This is a genomic window from Streptomyces sp. NPDC127038, from assembly GCF_042725875.1.
Classification (GTDB): domain Bacteria; phylum Actinomycetota; class Actinomycetes; order Streptomycetales; family Streptomycetaceae; genus Streptomyces.
Map to the genome: position 1 here is coordinate 58,040 of NZ_JBHXDQ010000012.1, position 15,928 is coordinate 73,967.

The following is a 15,928-nucleotide window of genomic DNA, read 5'->3' on the forward strand; positions in this document are numbered from 1 at the left end:
GCTCCGGGGTACGGGCCCGCCGTGCTCCCGCACCCGGCCCGTGGTCAGGCCCGTGAGCGGTGCGCCACGTAGGCGAGCGTGCCCAGCAGCAGCCTGGCCGGCGGCGGCTTGGTGACGGAGTCGAGGACGGGGGAGCGCAGCCAGCGGACCGGGCCGAGTCCCGCACGGTCGGAGGGCGGGGCGGTGATGAACGTGCCGGGGCCCAGACCGTGCAGGTCGAGGGAGGCGTCGTCCCAGCCCATGCGGTAGAGCAGCTCGGGAAGTTCGGCGGCCGACCCGGGGGAGACGAAGAACTGGGCGCGGCCGTCCGGGGTGGCCGTGACGGGACCGAGCGGCAGACCCATGCGCTCCAGCCGGACGAGCGCGCGCCGCCCCGCCGCCTCGGCAACCTCGAGCACGTCGAAGGCCCGGCCGACCGGCAGCATCACCGCGGCCCCCGGGAACCCGGCCCAGGCGCGGGTCGCCCCGTCCAGGGTCGTGCCCGCCGGGATCACCGGGGCGAAGGAGAGGGGATGCGCACCCGGGGCGGAGCAGTCCGCCCGGCCGCACGAGCACGCCCCCGCGGCGGCTCGGGCACCCGGGACCACGTCCCATCCCCACAGTCCGGTGAACGCGGCGACGGCGGTGCCCTCCGACGAACGGCCGCGGCGACGAGCACCGGTCCGGATGTCGCGCATCGCCCGACTACTGCCGATCGTGAAGCCCATGCCCCCTCCAACGGGTTCGATGCGCCCGTGGTTACGTGACGGAACCGGATTGTCACCCTCTGTTCCTGGCTGCCCGGTATCACGCGATCCAGACGGCGTGTTGTTGTGCGGGGGGTGGTGCGCCCGGCTCGCTGCGCCCTGAAGTGCGCCTCTCCGCCCACCCTTGGCCGTTCCGTGTCAAGTGAATCGCGCACGGGGCGAATGGAGTTCATTCGAAGGGGTGGCGAATGGTGGCGTTTCACGGTTCGCCATGGCTGGACGGGTGATCGTAGGATTACTTTGTGTGCACGAGTCCTGGGGTTTTGTTTACTCGTGAGTATGCCAAGGGCAAGCCGGGTTCCCGTTCGAAGGGTGAGAACTACCGGACGCGCGGCCGCGTTTACGGGCATTCTGATAGGGCTTGGCGCAGAGCGGCGACAAGTGGTCTCGGGGAGTGGGGGCGTTCCAGTGGGCGGCAACGGCGGAGGCGGGACGAACGCTGACAAGCGCCCCAACGAGCTGCTCGGCTCGTGGTTCGTGCGCAGCGGCTGGTCGAAGGGCGAGCTGGCGCGTCAGGTGAACCGCAGGGCCCGCCAGTTGGGGGCCAACCACATCTCGACCGACACCTCACGGGTGCGCCGCTGGCTGGACGGGGAGAACCCGCGCGAGCCGATCCCGCGGATCCTCTCCGAGCTGTTCTCCGAGCGGTTCGGCTGTGTCGTCGCCGTGGAGGACCTCGGTCTGCGCACCGCCCACCAGGCACCCTCCGTGTCCGGCATCGACCTGCCGTGGACCGGGCCCCAGACCGTCGCCCTGATCAGCGAGTACTCGCGCAGCGACCTCATGCTGGCGCGGCGCGGGTTCCTCGGCAGCTCGCTGGGCCTCTCCGCGGGCCCGGCCCTCATCGAGCCCATGCAGCGCTGGCTCGTCCCCACGCCCGCGGCACCGTACGAGGCGGCCGAACCGCCCGCCTCGACGCGCCGCGGCGGCCGGCTCTCGCAGCCGGAGCTCGACCTGCTGGAGTCCACCACGGTGATGTTCCGTCAGTGGGACGCGCAGTGCGGCGGCGGACTGCGCCGCAAGGCCGTCGTCGGCCAGCTGCACGAGGTGACGGACCTGCTCCAGGAACCGCAGCCCGCCGCCACCGAGAAACGTCTGTTCAAGGTCGCCGCCGAACTGGCCGAACTGGCGGGCTGGATGAGCTACGACGTGGGTCTCCAGCCCACCGCCCAGAAGTACTTCGTGCTCGCCCTGCACGCCTCGAAGGAGGCGGGCGACAAGCCGCTCGGCTCGTACATCCTCTCCAGCATGAGCCGGCAGATGATCCACCTCGGGCGGCCCGAGGACGCGCTGGAGCTGATCCACCTCGCCCAGTACGGAAGCCGTGACTGCGCCGGCCCGCGCACCCAGTCGATGCTGTATGCGATGGAGGCCCGCGCCTACGCCAACATGGGCCAGCCCGGAAAGTGCAAGCGGGCCGTCCGCATGGCCGAGGACACCTTCGCCGACGTGCACGAGTGGGACGAGCCGGACCCCGACTGGATCCGCTTCTTCTCCAAGGCCGAGCTGTACGGCGAGAACTCGCACTCCTACCGCGACCTCGCCTACGTCGCCGGGCGCAGCCCCACGTACGCCTCCATGGCCGAGCCCCTCATGCAGCAGGCGGTCGACCGCTTCGGCAAGGACTCCGAGCACCAGCGGTCGTACGCGCTCAACCTCATCGGCATGGCCACCGTGCACCTGCTCCAGCGCGAGCCCGAGCAGAGTGCGGTCCTGGCCAAAGAGGCACTCAGGATCGGCAAGAAAGTGCGCTCCGAGCGCGTCAACACTCGTATCCGAAAGACGGTCGACACCGCGGTCCGCGAGTTCGGCGACCTCGCCGAGGTCATCGACCTCACCGACCAGCTCGCCGTCGACCTGCCCGAGACCGCAGAGGCGGTCTGACCCCCGGCCGCCGAGGCGGCCCCGCCCAGTACCCCGGCTGCGGCCGGCCGTCCCGAACTGCCCGACTCGGCTCCCCCGTGCCAGGTCATCGGACGGCCCGCCGTGGCCGGTTCCGTTGTGCGCGGCCCCGTTAGGCGCCGCTCCCGCGCGGACGGCCGGCCACCGCCGGGGCATCCCGTACGGCGACCCCGGCCCGACCCGCCCCGGACGCCGTGGGCGTCCCGCGGGAGATTGCGTCACGATAACGATCGCTTCGACCGCAATGGGGCAGTTCATGAACGTGTAACACGCGGAGTGCCTTCGTCACGGGTGCGAAACATCGAGGGGCGTCCACGGAAACGGCGCTGCGTCAATCTCATGGCGCATAACCGGCCCACCCCTCACGACCCACCCCAGGCTTCGCCCGCACGGGGCCGTACCAACGACGAGGAGACGCCGATGGCACCAGCCATCACGCTTGCCGCGGAGGCACCCAAGCTGTCCTCCGCGAACACAGGCTTCATGCTCATTGCTTCCGCCCTCGTGCTCATCATGACGCCGGGCCTCGCCTTCTTCTACGGAGGCATGGTCCGGGTCAAGAGCACCCTGAACATGCTGATGATGAGCTTCATCAGCATGGGCATCGTCACCATCCTGTGGGTGCTCTACGGCTTCTCCATGAGCTTCGGCACGGACCACGGCTCGATCATCGGCTGGACCGGCGACTACGTGGGCTGGGCCGGCATCGACAAGATGGACCTCTGGCCGGGCTACACCATCCCGGTGTTCGTCTTCGCCGTCTTCCAGATGATGTTCGCGATCATCACGCCCGCCCTGATAAGCGGAGCCATCGCGGACCGCGTCAAGTTCAGCGCCTGGGCCGTGTTCCTCGTCCTGTGGGCGACGGTCGTGTACTTCCCGGTCGCGCACTGGGTCTGGGGCACCGGCGGCTGGGCCTTCGAACTCGGCGTGATCGACTTCGCCGGCGGTACGGCGGTCCACATCAACGCGGGCGCCGCGGCGCTCGGCGTGATCCTGGTGATCGGCAAGCGCGTCGGGTTCAAGAAGGACCCGATGCGCCCGCACAGCCTCCCGCTGGTCATGCTCGGCGCCGGTCTGCTGTGGTTCGGCTGGTTCGGCTTCAACGCCGGCTCCTGGCTCGGCAACGACGACGGCGTCGGCCCGCTGATGTTCGTCAACACCCAGATCGCCACCGGCGCCGCCATGCTCGCCTGGCTCGCCTACGAGAAGATCCGGCACGGCGCGTTCACCACGCTGGGCGCCGCCTCCGGCGCGGTCGCCGGTCTGGTCGCCATCACCCCGTCCGGCGGCGCGGTCTCCCCGCTCGGAGCCATCGCCGTCGGCGTCATCGCCGGTGTCGCCTGCGCCGCGGCCGTCGGACTGAAGTTCAAGTTCGGCTTCGACGACTCCCTGGACGTCGTCGGCGTCCACATGGTCGGCGGTATCGCGGGCTCGCTCCTGATCGGCCTCTTCGCCAGCGGCAAGGGCCAGTCGGACGTCAAGGGCCTGTTCTACGGCGGCGGGATGCACCAGTTCTGGATCCAGTGCGCCGGCGTCTTCGGAGTCCTCTTCTACTCCCTGATCGCCTCCGCGATCCTCGCCTTCATCCTCGACAAGACCATCGGCATGCGGATCACCGAGGAGGAAGAGGTCTCGGGCATCGACCAGGCCCAGCACGCCGAGACCGCATACGACTTCAGCGGTACCGGTGGCGGTGTCATCGCCGGCTCCGCGACGGCCGTGCCCGCCACGGAGACCAAGAAGGTGGACGCATGAAGCTCATCACCGCCGTCGTCAAGCCCCACCGGCTCGACGAGATCAAGGAGGCGCTCCAGGCCTTCGGCGTCCACGGACTGACGGTCACCGAGGCGAGCGGCTACGGTCGGCAGCGGGGACACACCGAGGTGTACCGCGGCGCCGAGTACACGGTCGACCTCGTTCCCAAGATCCGCATCGAGGTGCTGGTCGAGGACGACGACGCCGAACAGCTCGTCGACGTCGTCGTCAAGGCGGCCCGTACCGGCAAGATCGGTGACGGCAAGGTGTGGTCCGTGCCGGTCGACACGGCCGTCCGCGTCCGCACCGGCGAGCGCGGCCCGGACGCGCTCTGACGGGACCGGCCCGCACGAACAGGAAAGACAGGAGTCGCTGGGTGACGAGCACGGACACGCGAGTGGAAGCAGAGGACTCGGGACCCAGCGGCTACGCGGCGGCCCGGCTGCGCCTCCTCCAAGAGGGGGCGCGGTCCGGGCCGCCGCGCCGTGCCGCCCTCGCGGAACTGACGGACGACTGGCTGACCGGCCTGTTCACCGCCGGCTCCCAGGGGCTGCGCGGAGTCTCCCTCGTCGCCGTCGGCGGCTACGGCCGCGGCGAGCTCTCCCCCCGCAGCGACCTCGACCTGCTCCTCCTGCACGACGGCTCCGACTCCGGCGCCGTCGCCGCCCTCGCCGACCGCCTCTGGTACCCCGTGTGGGACCTCGGCCTCGATCTCGACCACTCCGTCCGCACCCCCGCCGAGGCCCGCAAGACCGCCGCCGACGACCTCAAGGTCCAGCTCGGCCTGCTCGACGCCCGCCACCTCGCCGGCGACCTCGGCCTCACCGCCGGACTGCGCACCGCCGTCCTCGCCGACTGGCGCAACCAGGCACCCAAGCGGCTGCCCGAACTCCAGGAACTGTGCGCCGAACGCGCCGAACGCCAGGGCGAACTCCAGTACCTCCTCGAACCCGACCTGAAGGAGGCGCGCGGCGGACTGCGCGACGCCACCGCGCTGCGCGCCGTCGCCGCGTCCTGGCTCGCCGACGCACCCCGCGAAGGCCTCGCCGAAGCCCGCCGCCGGCTCCTCGACGTCCGCGACGCCCTGCACCTGGCCACCGGCCGCGCCACCGACCGCCTCGCCCTCCAGGAACAGGACCAGGTCGCCGCCGGACTCGGACTGCTGGACGCCGACACCCTGCTGCGCCAGGTCTACGAGGCCGCCCGCGTCGTCTCGTACGCCTCCGACGTCACCTGGCGCGAGGTCGGACGCGTCCTGCGCTCGCGCGCGGTGCGGCCCCGGCTGCGCGCCATGCTCGGCGGGGGCAAGCCCGTCGCCGAACGCTCCCCCCTCGCCGAGGGAGTGGTCGAACAGGACGGCGAGGTCGTGCTCGCCCGCGCCGCCCGGCCCGAACGCGACCCCGTGCTCCCGCTGCGGGCCGCCGCCGCTGCCGCGCAGGCGGACCTCCCGCTGTCCCTGCACGCCGTACGCCGCCTGGCCGCCGCCGTCCGCCCGCTCCCCACGCCCTGGCCTGCCGAGGCCCGCGAACAGCTCGTCACCCTCCTCGGCTCGGGCCGCCCGACCGTCGAGGTCTGGGAGGCACTGGAGGCCGAAGGGCTGATCACCCGGCTGCTGCCCGACTGGGAGCGGGTGCGCTGCCGGCCGCAGCGCAACGCCGTCCACATCTGGACCGTCGACCGCCACCTGATCGAGACGGCCGTCCGCGCCTCCGAACTGACCCGCCGCGTCGGCCGCCCCGACCTCCTCCTCGTCGCCGCCCTGCTCCACGACATCGGCAAGGGCTGGCCCGGCGACCACTCCGTGGCCGGCGAGATCATCGCCCGCGACGTGGCCGCCCGCATCGGCTTCGACCGCGTGGACGCCGCCGTGCTCGCCACCCTCGTACGCCACCACCTGCTGCTCATCGACACCGCGACCCGGCGCGACCTGGAGGACCCGGCCACCGTCCGCTCGGTCGCCGAGGCCGTCGGCTCCCAGGGCACCCTGGAGCTGCTGCACGCCCTCACCGAGGCCGACGCGCTGGCCACCGGGCCCGCCGCCTGGTCCTCCTGGCGCGGGGGCCTCGTCACCGACCTGGTCAAACGGGTCTCGGCGGTGCTCGCGGGGGACGCGCCCGAGGAACCCGAGGCCGCCGCGCCGACCGCCGAGATGGAACGCCTCGCGATCGAGGCCTGCCGCACCGGCGGACCCGTCCTGTCCCTGCGCGCCCAGACCGAACCCCTCGACACCGAGGCCGAACCCGCCACCGGCCCCGAGGACCCCGAGCCGCTCGGCGTGGAACTCCTCATCGCCGTCCCCGACCAGCCCGGCGTGCTCCCCTCGGTGGCCGGCGTCCTCGCCATGCACCGGCTCACCGTCCGCACTGCCGAACTGCGCGCCCTGGACCTGCCCGACGGCGTCGAGGGCTCGGTGCTGCTGCTCAACTGGCGGGTCGCGGCCGAGTACGGCTCCCTGCCGCAGGCCGCCCGGCTGCGCGCCGACCTCGTACGCGCCCTCGACGGCTCCCTGGACATCACCGCCCGCCTCGCCGAGCGCGACGCCGCCTATCCGCGCCGCCGGGGCGTCGTCGCGCCCCCCGCGCGGGTCACCGTCGCCCCCGCCGCGTCCCGTCTGGCCACGGTCATCGAGGTCCGCGCCCACGACGCCCCGGGCCTGCTGCACCGCATCGGCCGGGCCCTGGAGACGGCGCGGGTGCGGGTACGGAGCATGCACGTGTCCACGCTCGGCGCGAACGCCGTGGACGCCTTCTACGTGACCGGCACGAAGGGGGAACCCCTGCCGGGGGAGGAGGCCGCCTCGGTGGCCCGCGCCCTGGAGGAGGCACTGCGCTCCTGAGCCGGTGCGTGGGCATGTGATCTCCACGACCCCAGGGGCCGTCCGTCGGGCGGATCACGGTCCTCGCGGGGGCGCGGACCCGTGCCCCCGCCGCTCCGGAGGCCGTCCCGGCCCGTCGAATGCGGTGCGCGGGGACGAATCGCTTGCGGGGACAGATACCCTGGAGGGCAGCCCGAAACGACCCCGACTCCGAGGACCGAAGCCACCGTGTTCGATACCCTCTCCGACCGCCTCAGCGCGACGTTCAAAAACCTCCGCGGCAAGGGGCGCCTCAGTGAGGCGGACATCGACGCCACGGCACGCGAGATCCGCATCGCGCTCCTCGAAGCCGATGTCGCCCTGCCCGTCGTCCGCACGTTCATCAAGAACGTCAAGGAACGGGCCATGGGCAGCGATGTCTCCAGGGCCCTCAACCCCGCCCAGCAGGTCCTGAAGATCGTCAACGACGAGCTCGTGACGATCCTCGGCGGCGAGACCCGCCGTCTGCGGTTCGCCAAGAACCCGCCCACCGTGATCATGCTCGCGGGCCTCCAGGGCGCGGGCAAGACCACGCTCGCCGGAAAGCTCGGCAAGTGGCTCAAGGACCAGGGGCACTCCCCGATCCTCGTCGCCGCCGACCTCCAGCGCCCCAACGCGGTGAACCAGCTCAGCGTCGTCGCCGAGCGCGCGGGCGTCGCCGTCTACGCCCCCGAGCCGGGCAACGGCGTCGGCGACCCGGTCAAGGTCGCCAAGGACTCCATCGAGTTCGCCAAGGCCAAGGTCCACGACATCGTGATCGTGGACACCGCAGGCCGCCTCGGTATCGACCAGGAGCTGATGCAGCAGGCCGCGGACATCCGCGACGCCGTCAGCCCCGACGAGATCCTCTTCGTCGTCGACGCGATGATCGGCCAGGACGCGGTCAACACCGCCGAGGCCTTCCGCGACGGCGTCGGCTTCGACGGCGTGGTGCTCTCCAAGCTCGACGGTGACGCCCGCGGTGGTGCCGCCCTGTCGATCCGGCAGATCACCGGCAAGCCGATCATGTTCGCCTCGAACGGCGAGAAGCTCGACGACTTCGACGCCTTCCACCCTGACCGGATGGCCTCCCGCATCCTCGACATGGGTGACCTCCTCACCCTGATCGAGCAGGCGGAGAAGACGTTCAGCCAGGAAGAGGCCGAGAAGATGGCCTCCAAGCTGGCGTCCAAGAAGGGCCAGGACTTCACCCTGGACGACTTCCTGGCCCAGATGGAACAGGTCCGGAAGATGGGCAGCATCAGCAAGCTGCTCGGCATGCTCCCGGGCATGGGCCAGATCAAGGACCAGATCAACAACCTGGACGAGCGGGACGTCGACCGTGTCGGCGCGATCATCAAGTCGATGACCCCGGGCGAGCGCCAGGACCCGACGATCATCAACGGCTCGCGCCGCGCCCGTATCGCCAAGGGTTCCGGCGTCGAGGTCAGCGCGGTCAAGGGCCTGGTCGAGCGCTTCTTCGAGGCCCGCAAGATGATGTCCCGCATGGCCCAGGGCGGCGGGATGCCGGGCATGCCGGGGATGCCGGGCATGGGCGGCGGCCCCGGCCGCGCCAAGAAGAAGCCGAAGGTGGCCAAGGGCAAGCAGCGCTCCGGCAACCCGATGAAGCGCAAGCAGCAGGAGGAAGAGGAGGCCGCCCGCCGCGAGGCCGGCGCCCAGGGCGGCAACGCCTTCGGTCTTCCGCAGCAGAACGCCCAGGACAACTTCGAGCTGCCGGACGAGTTCAAGAAGTTCATGGGCTGACGCCCCGCGCGCAAGCGCTGTCGTGACGCCCGCTGGGGGCGCCTCTCACCGAGAGGCGCCCCCAGCGGCATGACCGCGGGTGCCGGTGTCCGCCATGTGTCGTAACGTCCCTGTATGAGCAATCCCGTGCCGCCCCGCAAGGCACCGGACCAGCCGTGGCGCACCGAAGGCACGCCCCCCGAGCCGACACCGCCGCCCGGCGGCCGGCGGAAGCTGCCCGGCGGCTGGTGGAGCCTGGCCCTGGCCGCGCTCATCGTGTTCCTGATCGCCAACCTGGTGCTGTCCTTCTACAACCAGGGCAACGAGCCGACGATCTCGTACACGGAGTTCAGCAGACAGGTCGGCGACGGCAACGTCACCAAGATCTACGCCAAGGGCGACGCGATCCAGGGACAGCTCAAGAACTCCCAGGAGAAGCCCGACGGCGGCGGGAAGTACACCAAGTTCAAGACGCAGCGCCCGGTCTTCGCGGACGACAACCTCTGGCAGAACCTCCAGAAGCACGACGTCACCGTGACCGCCTCGCCGGTGGTGCAGGAGCGCAGCTTCCTGTTCAACCTGCTGATCTCGCTCGCCCCGATGATCCTGCTCGTCGTCCTGTGGATCTTCATCGCCCGGCGGATGGGCTCGGGCATGGGCGGCGCGGGCGGCATGCTCGGCCGCAAGACGCCCCCGAAACCGGTCGAGCTCGTGCCCGGCGGCAAGCGCACCACGTTCTCGGACGTGGCCGGCATCGACGAGGTGGCCGGCGAGGTCGACGACGTCGTGGACTTCCTCAAGAACCCCGACGCCTACCGCAGGATGGGCGCGAAGATGCCCCGCGGAGTGCTGCTGGCGGGCCCGCCCGGCACCGGCAAGACCCTGCTCGCCCGGGCGGTCGCGGGCGAGGCGGGCGTCCCCTTCTTCTCCGCCTCGGCGTCCGAGTTCATCGAGATGATCGTGGGCGTCGGCGCGTCCCGGGTCCGCGAACTGTTCGCCGAGGCCCGCAAGGTGGCCCCGTCCATCATCTTCATCGACGAGATCGACACCATCGGACGGTCGCGGTCGGGCGGTTCCGCGATGGGCGGCCACGACGAGCGCGAACAGACGCTCAACCAGATCCTCACCGAGATGGACGGCTTCTCCGGTTCGGAGGGCGTCATCGTCATCGCCGCCACCAACCGGGCGGACATCCTGGACCCGGCGCTCACCCGCCCCGGCCGCTTCGACCGGGTCGTCAACGTCTCGCCGCCCGACCGCGGCGGCCGGGAGGCGATCCTGGAGATCCACACCCGCGAGATCCCGCTCGCCCCCGACGTGGACCTCACCCAGGTGGCCCGGACGACCCCGGGCATGACCGGCGCGGATCTCGCCAACCTCGCCAACGAGGCCGCGCTCCTCGCCGTCAAGCGCAAGCAGTCCGAGGTGACCCAGGGCGACCTCTCCGAAGCACTGGAGAAGGTCCAGCTCGGCGCCGAACGCTCCCTGGTCATGCCGTACGAGGAGCGCCGCCGCACCGCGTACCACGAGAGCGGCCACGCCCTCCTCGGGATGCTGCGGCCGGGCGCCGACCCGGTCCGCAAGATCACCATCGTGCCGCGCGGCCGGGCCCTCGGCGTCACCCTCTCGACACCGGACGCGGACCGGTACGCGTACACCGAGGAGTATCTGCGCGGCCGGATCATCGGCGCCCTCGGCGGCATGGCGGCCGAGCACGTCGTCTACGACGTCATCACCACGGGCTCGGAGAACGACCTGGAACAGGTCACCAACCTCGCCCGCGGCATGGTGGCCCGCTGGGGCATGAGCGAACGCGTCGGCAGGCTGTCCGCGCTGCCCAACGACGCCCAGCAGGCCTACGGCCTAGCCGCCGCCCCGGGCACCCTCGACTCGATCGACCACGAGATGCGCCGCATCGTCGACGAGTGCTACGAGGAGGCCTGCCAGAAACTCCGTGAACACCGGGAACAGCTGGACGCCCTGGCGGAGGCCCTCCTCGCGAACGAAACCCTGGAGGAGGCCGAGGCATACCGCATCGCCGGAGTCCCCCGAACGACGAAGGAGGTGTGACCCCGAACCCCCACCCTCCCGCACCCGGCATCCACCACGACGCACCCGCAGTCGGCATCCACCACGACGCACCCGCAGCCGGGATACGGCGTGAGGGGCCGTGCCGGCATCCACCACGACGCACCCGCAGTCGGCATCCGGCGTGAGGGGCCGTGCCGGCATCCACCACGACGCACCCGCAGCCGGGATACGACGCGAGGGGCCGTGCCGGTACATCGATGGCCGTCGCCACCGACGCCCACACCTCACCCAACGGCGACGGCCTGATGCACCGGCACGGCCCCGACCCCCCCACCGGTCCCCGCCGAAGGCCTGACGCACCGGCACAAGGGCCCAGCCCCATCACCCCCCTCAGGGCGTACGGGCGATCAGATACCGGAACACGTTCGGCATCCAGACGGTCCCGTCGCGCCGCAGATGAGGATGCAGCGCCTCGGTCACCTCCTTGTCGACCTGGGCCTGGTCGGTGGCCTCCACCGCGGCGTCGAAGAGCCCCGTGGAGAGCAGCCCGCGCACCGCGCTGTCCACATCGGCGTAGCCGAACGGACAGGCCACCCGCCCGGACCCGTCCGGCCGCAGCCCGGCCCGCTGGGCGACCTCCTCCAGGTCGTCCCGGCAGGCCGCACGCCAGCTCGCCGCACCGCGCAGCGGATCGGCGAGCTTGGTCGCCACCCGCAGCACCGCCGAGGTGGCGCACCGCTCCGGCGGCCCCCACCCGACCAGCACCACGGGCGCCCCCCGGCCGGCGAGCGGCGCCGCCTCCGCGAGCAGCGAGCCGAGTCCCTCGGAGTCCCCGGCCACGCAGCCGATCGGCTCGAACGCGGTCACCAGGGTGTAGGGGGGAGCCCCCTCGGCCACCGTGTCCCGAGGGGATCCCGCCACGACCCGGGTCTCCGCGCGCGGGCCGGCGTCCCCGTCCCGCGGCAGCAGCCGTTCCCGCGCGAGGGCCAGCCGTTCGGGCGACGAGGAGTCGACACCCGTGACCGCGGCGCCGCGGGAGGCGGCCATCAGCAGGGCGAGCCCCGACCCGCAGCCGAGCCCGAGCAGCCGCGTCCCCGCGCCCACTTCGAGCCGGTCGTGGACGGCCTCGTAGAGCGGCACCAGCATCCGCTCCTGGATCTCGGCCCAGTCACGCGCGCGTGCACCCCGGTCCGCGCGGCCCGGTGGGCCCGCATGAGGAAGGCGCTGCCGCACGAGCGTAGGTGTCATCGAAAGTGCCCCAATCCGCCGAGAGTTGCCGCCGGGCCTCCTTTCCTCCGCCCCCGCGCGTAAGGCCCGCACTCCCCCCGTATGTCAGGTAACTCCGCCCTCGACGTGCCGTCCAGGGGTTGCGGGGCCCTCTTTGTGCCCCAGGCGCGAAAGGCGCAAGAATTCACATACCGGCAACGTGTGCCCGTAGCATCACCCACATGGCAAAGGCACCCGTGCTCACGCCCAGGGCGGACGACTTCCCGCGCTGGTACCAGGACTTGATCGGCAAGGCCGAGCTCGCCGACAACGGACCGGTGCGCGGCACCATGGTCATCCGGCCCTACGGGTACGGGCTGTGGGAGCGGATGCAGCAGGAGATGGACGCCCGCATCAAGGCGGCGGGCGCCCAGAACGCGTACTTCCCGCTGTTCATCCCGCAGTCGTACCTGAACCGGGAGGCCGAGCACGTCGAGGGCTTCGCGCCCGAGCTCGCGGTCGTCACGCACGGCGGCGGCAAGGAGCTGGAGGAGCCGGTCGTCGTCCGGCCCACCTCCGAGACGATCGTCAACGAGTACTTCTCCAAGTGGGTGCAGAGCTACCGCGACCTGCCGCTGCTCATCAACCAGTGGGCGAACGTGGTCCGTTGGGAGATGCGCCCGCGGGTGTTCCTGAGGACGACCGAATTCCTCTGGCAGGAGGGCCACACCGCGCACGCCACGTACGAGGACGCGCGGGACTACGCCGCGCACATCCACAAGGAGGTCTACGCCGACTTCATGGTGAACGTCCTCGGCATCGACGTCGTCCTCGGCCGGAAGACGGCGGGCGAGCGGTTCGCGGGCGCGATCAACACCCTCACGCTCGAAGGCATGATGGGTGACGGCAAGGCGCTCCAGCTGGGCACGAGTCACGAGCTGGGGCAGAACTTCGCCAGGGCGTTCAACACCCGGTACCTGTCGGGGGACGGCCGGCAGGAGCTCGTCTGGCAGACCTCCTGGGGCTCCTCGACCCGCATGGTGGGTGGCCTGATCATGTCGCACGGCGATGACAGCGGGTTGCGGGTGCCGCCCCGGCTCGCCCCGGTACAGGTGGTCGTCCTCGCGATCAAGGGCGACGATGCGGTTCTGGCCAAGGTCCGCGAGATCGGCGAGCGACTGACCGCGGCGGGGGTACGGGTCCAGGTCGACGACCGTACGGACACCCCCTTCGGGCGCCGCGCCGTCGACTGGGAGCTCAAGGGCGTCCCCGTACGGGTCGAGATCGGCCCCCGTGACCTGGAGAGCGGCACGGCGATGCTGGTCCGCCGCATTCCCGGCGGCAAGGAGCCGGTGGCCGTCGACGCGCTGGCGGCCCTGGTCCCCGCGATGCTGGAGGAGGACCAGGCGCTGCTCCTGAAGCAGTCCCGCGAGCGCCGCGAGTCCCGTACGTCGGACGTGTCCACGGCCGCCGAGGCGGTGGAGGCCGCGCTGGCCGGCGGCTGGGCGCGCATCCCCTGGGCCGACCTCGGCGAAGAGGGCGAGGCGGGGCTCGCCGAGCACGCGGTGACCGTACGGTGTCTGGTCGCCGAGGACGGGTCGGTGCCCGACGCCGACGACGCACCCGGTAACGTCGCCGTCGTCGCCCGCGCCTACTGAGCGGGGCCCCAGGGCGGCCGAAACACCTCTTGCGCATTCCCGCGCCACAGGTGCCCCGGCGTGCGGATGTCGCCTACGCGCCGGGGCGTACGTGTGCCTACGTACCGCCTTGGTAGGAGCTGTGACGCTTCTCCGCAGATCAGCGCACCCGCCCTCGTCGCGACGCATCAGTGCCAACTGACGGGTACGTGCAAATTATTTGGGATGCCCCGTAATAGGAACACGGAGGCACTCCCGCTCGTTCTCATTACGTGAGCACGACACCACCTGTTCTCGCCGCAGAGCTGGCAGGCGCGTGGGCCGACATTCAGCGGCACCACCCCGAACTGCCCGATCTTGCCGCGCCAGAGTCCCTGATCGGAGAATCGTCGTCCGCCTGCGGACACGAGCTCTCCTTCGAACGACTGCTTCACGAAGCAGTCCACGGCATCGCCGCCGCCCGTGGAGTCCGCGACACCTCGCGCGCCGGCCGCTACCACAACCGCAGATTCCTCGCGATCGCCGAGGAGCTGGGCCTCGACCACCCGGAGGAACCGCATCCCAGCAGTGGCTTCTCCCTGGTCACGCTCAACCCCGAGGCGAAGCGCCGCTACCGTCCGACCATCGAGCGGCTCCAGCGCGCGCTGAAGGCCCACTCGGCCGCCACGTCCGCGGACACGGCCCGCTCGTTCCGCGGTCCGGCCGCCCGCCACGGCTCCTCCGGTGGAGGCGTGCGGGTCAAGGCGGTCTGCGACTGCGGGCGCAACGTGCGCGTGGTCCCGTCCGTCCTCGCGCAGGCGCCGATCGTGTGCGGGGGCTGCGGCAAGCCCTTCCGCATCCCGGAGGTGGTCGGGGCCGCAGCCGGCTGAGGCGTGTGCTCAACCGGCGTCTCGTGGGTGCCGGACGAGTCCGCACGGCCCGTGAGCAGTCGTGCCTCCCCCACCCGCCCCGCGCGGGTGGGGGAATTCAGGAGGCACGAGTGCGCGCGGGCGGCACCTCTCCGACCCCCCCGGCGGCCGGTCCGCCCCGTCGCGTGGCCCGTGGGCACCCGGAACGCCGGGTGCCCGCCGGCCGCGTGCCCGTCCGGCGTGAGCCGCGGCACCCCCGGTCCGGGCTGTGCGCAGGATGTGGCAGAATGGCTAGCTGTACTCGACAGCCGCATAGGACCCCTCTCTCCTCCGGCTGACGCGTCCATCGGGCACTCGGGTACCGCAACCCCACGCGGCCATCTCTGCGTGCCCAACCCCGTCAAGACCAGGAGACACCACTTCCGTGGCAGTCAAGATCAAGCTGAAGCGTCTGGGCAAGATCCGTTCGCCTCACTACCGCATCGTCGTCGCCGACTCCCGTACCCGCCGTGACGGCCGGGCCATCGAGGAGATCGGTCTGTACCACCCGGTGCAGAACCCTTCGCGCATCGAGGTCGACTCGGACCGCGCGCAGTACTGGCTGGGTGTCGGCGCGCAGCCGACCGAGCCCGTGCTCGCCATCCTGAAGCTGACCGGTGACTGGCAGAAGTTCAAGGGCCTGCCGGCCCCGGCTCCGCTGCTCGTCGCCGAGCCGAAGGCCGCGCGCCCGCTGTTCGACGCCCTCGGTGGCGAGGACACGGGCAAGGGTGAGGCCATCACCCAGAAGAAGAAGGCTGAGAAGAAGGACGAGGCCGCGGCCGAGTCCGAGTCGACCGAGGCCTGAGCATGCTCGAGGAGGCTCTCGAGCACCTCGTGAAGGGCATCGTCGACAACCCCGACGACGTGCAGGTCGCCTCGCGCAACCTGCGCCGCGGGCGCGTTCTCGAGGTCCGGGTCCACCCGGACGACCTCGGCAAGGTGATCGGCCGCAACGGCCGCACCGCGCGCGCTCTGCGGACCGTCGTGGGTGCCATCGGCGGCCGCGGTGTCCGCGTCGACCTCGTCGACGTGGACCACGTCCGCTGACGTAACAGGCAGCACCGGCTCGGGCCGGGGAGGGCTTACGAGCCGTCCCCGGCCCGTAGTCGTCTGTACGGCCGGAACCGTCCGCCGCGCGGTCGGGCCGGGCCCTCGTATCCGCATCCGAAGCTTCGCCGTCGGTAC

The 15,928-nt window shown here is 71.5% G+C and carries 12 protein-coding genes; 10 read left to right on the forward strand and 2 right to left on the reverse strand.

The features are described from left to right. Positions 1 to 44: 44 nt before the first annotated feature. Positions 45 to 707, reverse strand: a complete 663-nt coding sequence (locus ACFWI4_RS12050; RefSeq protein WP_387194117.1) for a bifunctional DNA primase/polymerase — start codon at positions 705 to 707, stop codon at positions 45 to 47. Positions 708 to 1,154: 447 nt separating this feature from the next. On the opposite strand from ACFWI4_RS12050, the gene ACFWI4_RS12055 reads away from it, so the two are divergent. From ACFWI4_RS12055 to ftsH, 6 genes are all read left to right on the forward strand, one after another. Beyond that, on the forward strand, positions 1,155 to 2,630 hold the full coding sequence (locus ACFWI4_RS12055) for a hypothetical protein (RefSeq protein ID WP_387194120.1): 1,476 nt from the start codon (positions 1,155 to 1,157) through the stop codon (positions 2,628 to 2,630). Positions 2,631 to 3,068: 438 nt separating this feature from the next. Further along, positions 3,069 to 4,406 carry an ammonium transporter gene (locus ACFWI4_RS12060; protein WP_387194123.1) on the forward strand — a complete coding sequence of 446 codons (1,338 nt, stop codon included), beginning with the start codon at positions 3,069 to 3,071 and terminating at the stop codon, positions 4,404 to 4,406. Beyond that, positions 4,403 to 4,741: a P-II family nitrogen regulator gene (locus ACFWI4_RS12065; RefSeq protein ID WP_037625082.1), complete on the forward strand. Its 339-nt coding sequence runs from the start codon at positions 4,403 to 4,405 to the stop codon at positions 4,739 to 4,741. The genes ACFWI4_RS12060 and ACFWI4_RS12065 overlap by 4 nt, the downstream gene beginning before the upstream one ends. A gap of 41 nt (positions 4,742 to 4,782) precedes the next feature. Continuing rightward, entirely contained in the window at positions 4,783 to 7,242 is a 2,460-nt protein-coding gene (locus ACFWI4_RS12070; RefSeq protein ID WP_387194126.1) for a [protein-PII] uridylyltransferase, read from the forward strand. Positions 7,243 to 7,449: 207 nt separating this feature from the next. Further along, a complete protein-coding gene (gene ffh / locus ACFWI4_RS12075; protein ID WP_387194129.1) occupies positions 7,450 to 9,003 on the forward strand; it encodes a signal recognition particle protein in 1,554 nt (517 codons plus the stop codon). A gap of 114 nt (positions 9,004 to 9,117) precedes the next feature. Then, entirely contained in the window at positions 9,118 to 11,052 is a 1,935-nt protein-coding gene (gene ftsH / locus ACFWI4_RS12080; protein ID WP_387194132.1) for an ATP-dependent zinc metalloprotease FtsH, read from the forward strand. Between the two features lie 351 nt (positions 11,053 to 11,403). Here ftsH and ACFWI4_RS12085 read toward each other — a convergent pair whose 3' ends face one another. Continuing rightward, complete coding sequence (locus ACFWI4_RS12085) at positions 11,404 to 12,261, reverse strand: SAM-dependent methyltransferase (RefSeq protein WP_387194135.1); 858 nt, start codon at positions 12,259 to 12,261, stop codon at positions 11,404 to 11,406. 200 nt (positions 12,262 to 12,461) lie between these two features. Here ACFWI4_RS12085 and proS point away from each other — a divergent pair, with 200 nt between their 5' ends. From proS to ACFWI4_RS12105, 4 genes are all read left to right on the forward strand, one after another. Next, positions 12,462 to 13,877, forward strand: coding sequence for a proline--tRNA ligase (gene proS / locus ACFWI4_RS12090; RefSeq protein ID WP_385404015.1), 1,416 nt, complete (start codon positions 12,462 to 12,464; stop codon positions 13,875 to 13,877). Between the two features lie 251 nt (positions 13,878 to 14,128). After that, the gene (locus ACFWI4_RS12095) at positions 14,129 to 14,725 is read left to right on the forward strand and encodes a hypothetical protein (protein ID WP_385404012.1); all 597 of its coding nucleotides are present in this window, start codon (positions 14,129 to 14,131) and stop codon (positions 14,723 to 14,725) included. Between the two features lie 403 nt (positions 14,726 to 15,128). Beyond that, positions 15,129 to 15,548: a 30S ribosomal protein S16 gene (gene rpsP, locus ACFWI4_RS12100; protein ID WP_339131840.1), complete on the forward strand. Its 420-nt coding sequence runs from the start codon at positions 15,129 to 15,131 to the stop codon at positions 15,546 to 15,548. A gap of 2 nt (positions 15,549 to 15,550) precedes the next feature. Then, complete coding sequence (locus tag ACFWI4_RS12105; protein WP_003973401.1) at positions 15,551 to 15,790, forward strand: RNA-binding protein; 240 nt, start codon at positions 15,551 to 15,553, stop codon at positions 15,788 to 15,790. Positions 15,791 to 15,928: the final 138 nt, after the last annotated feature.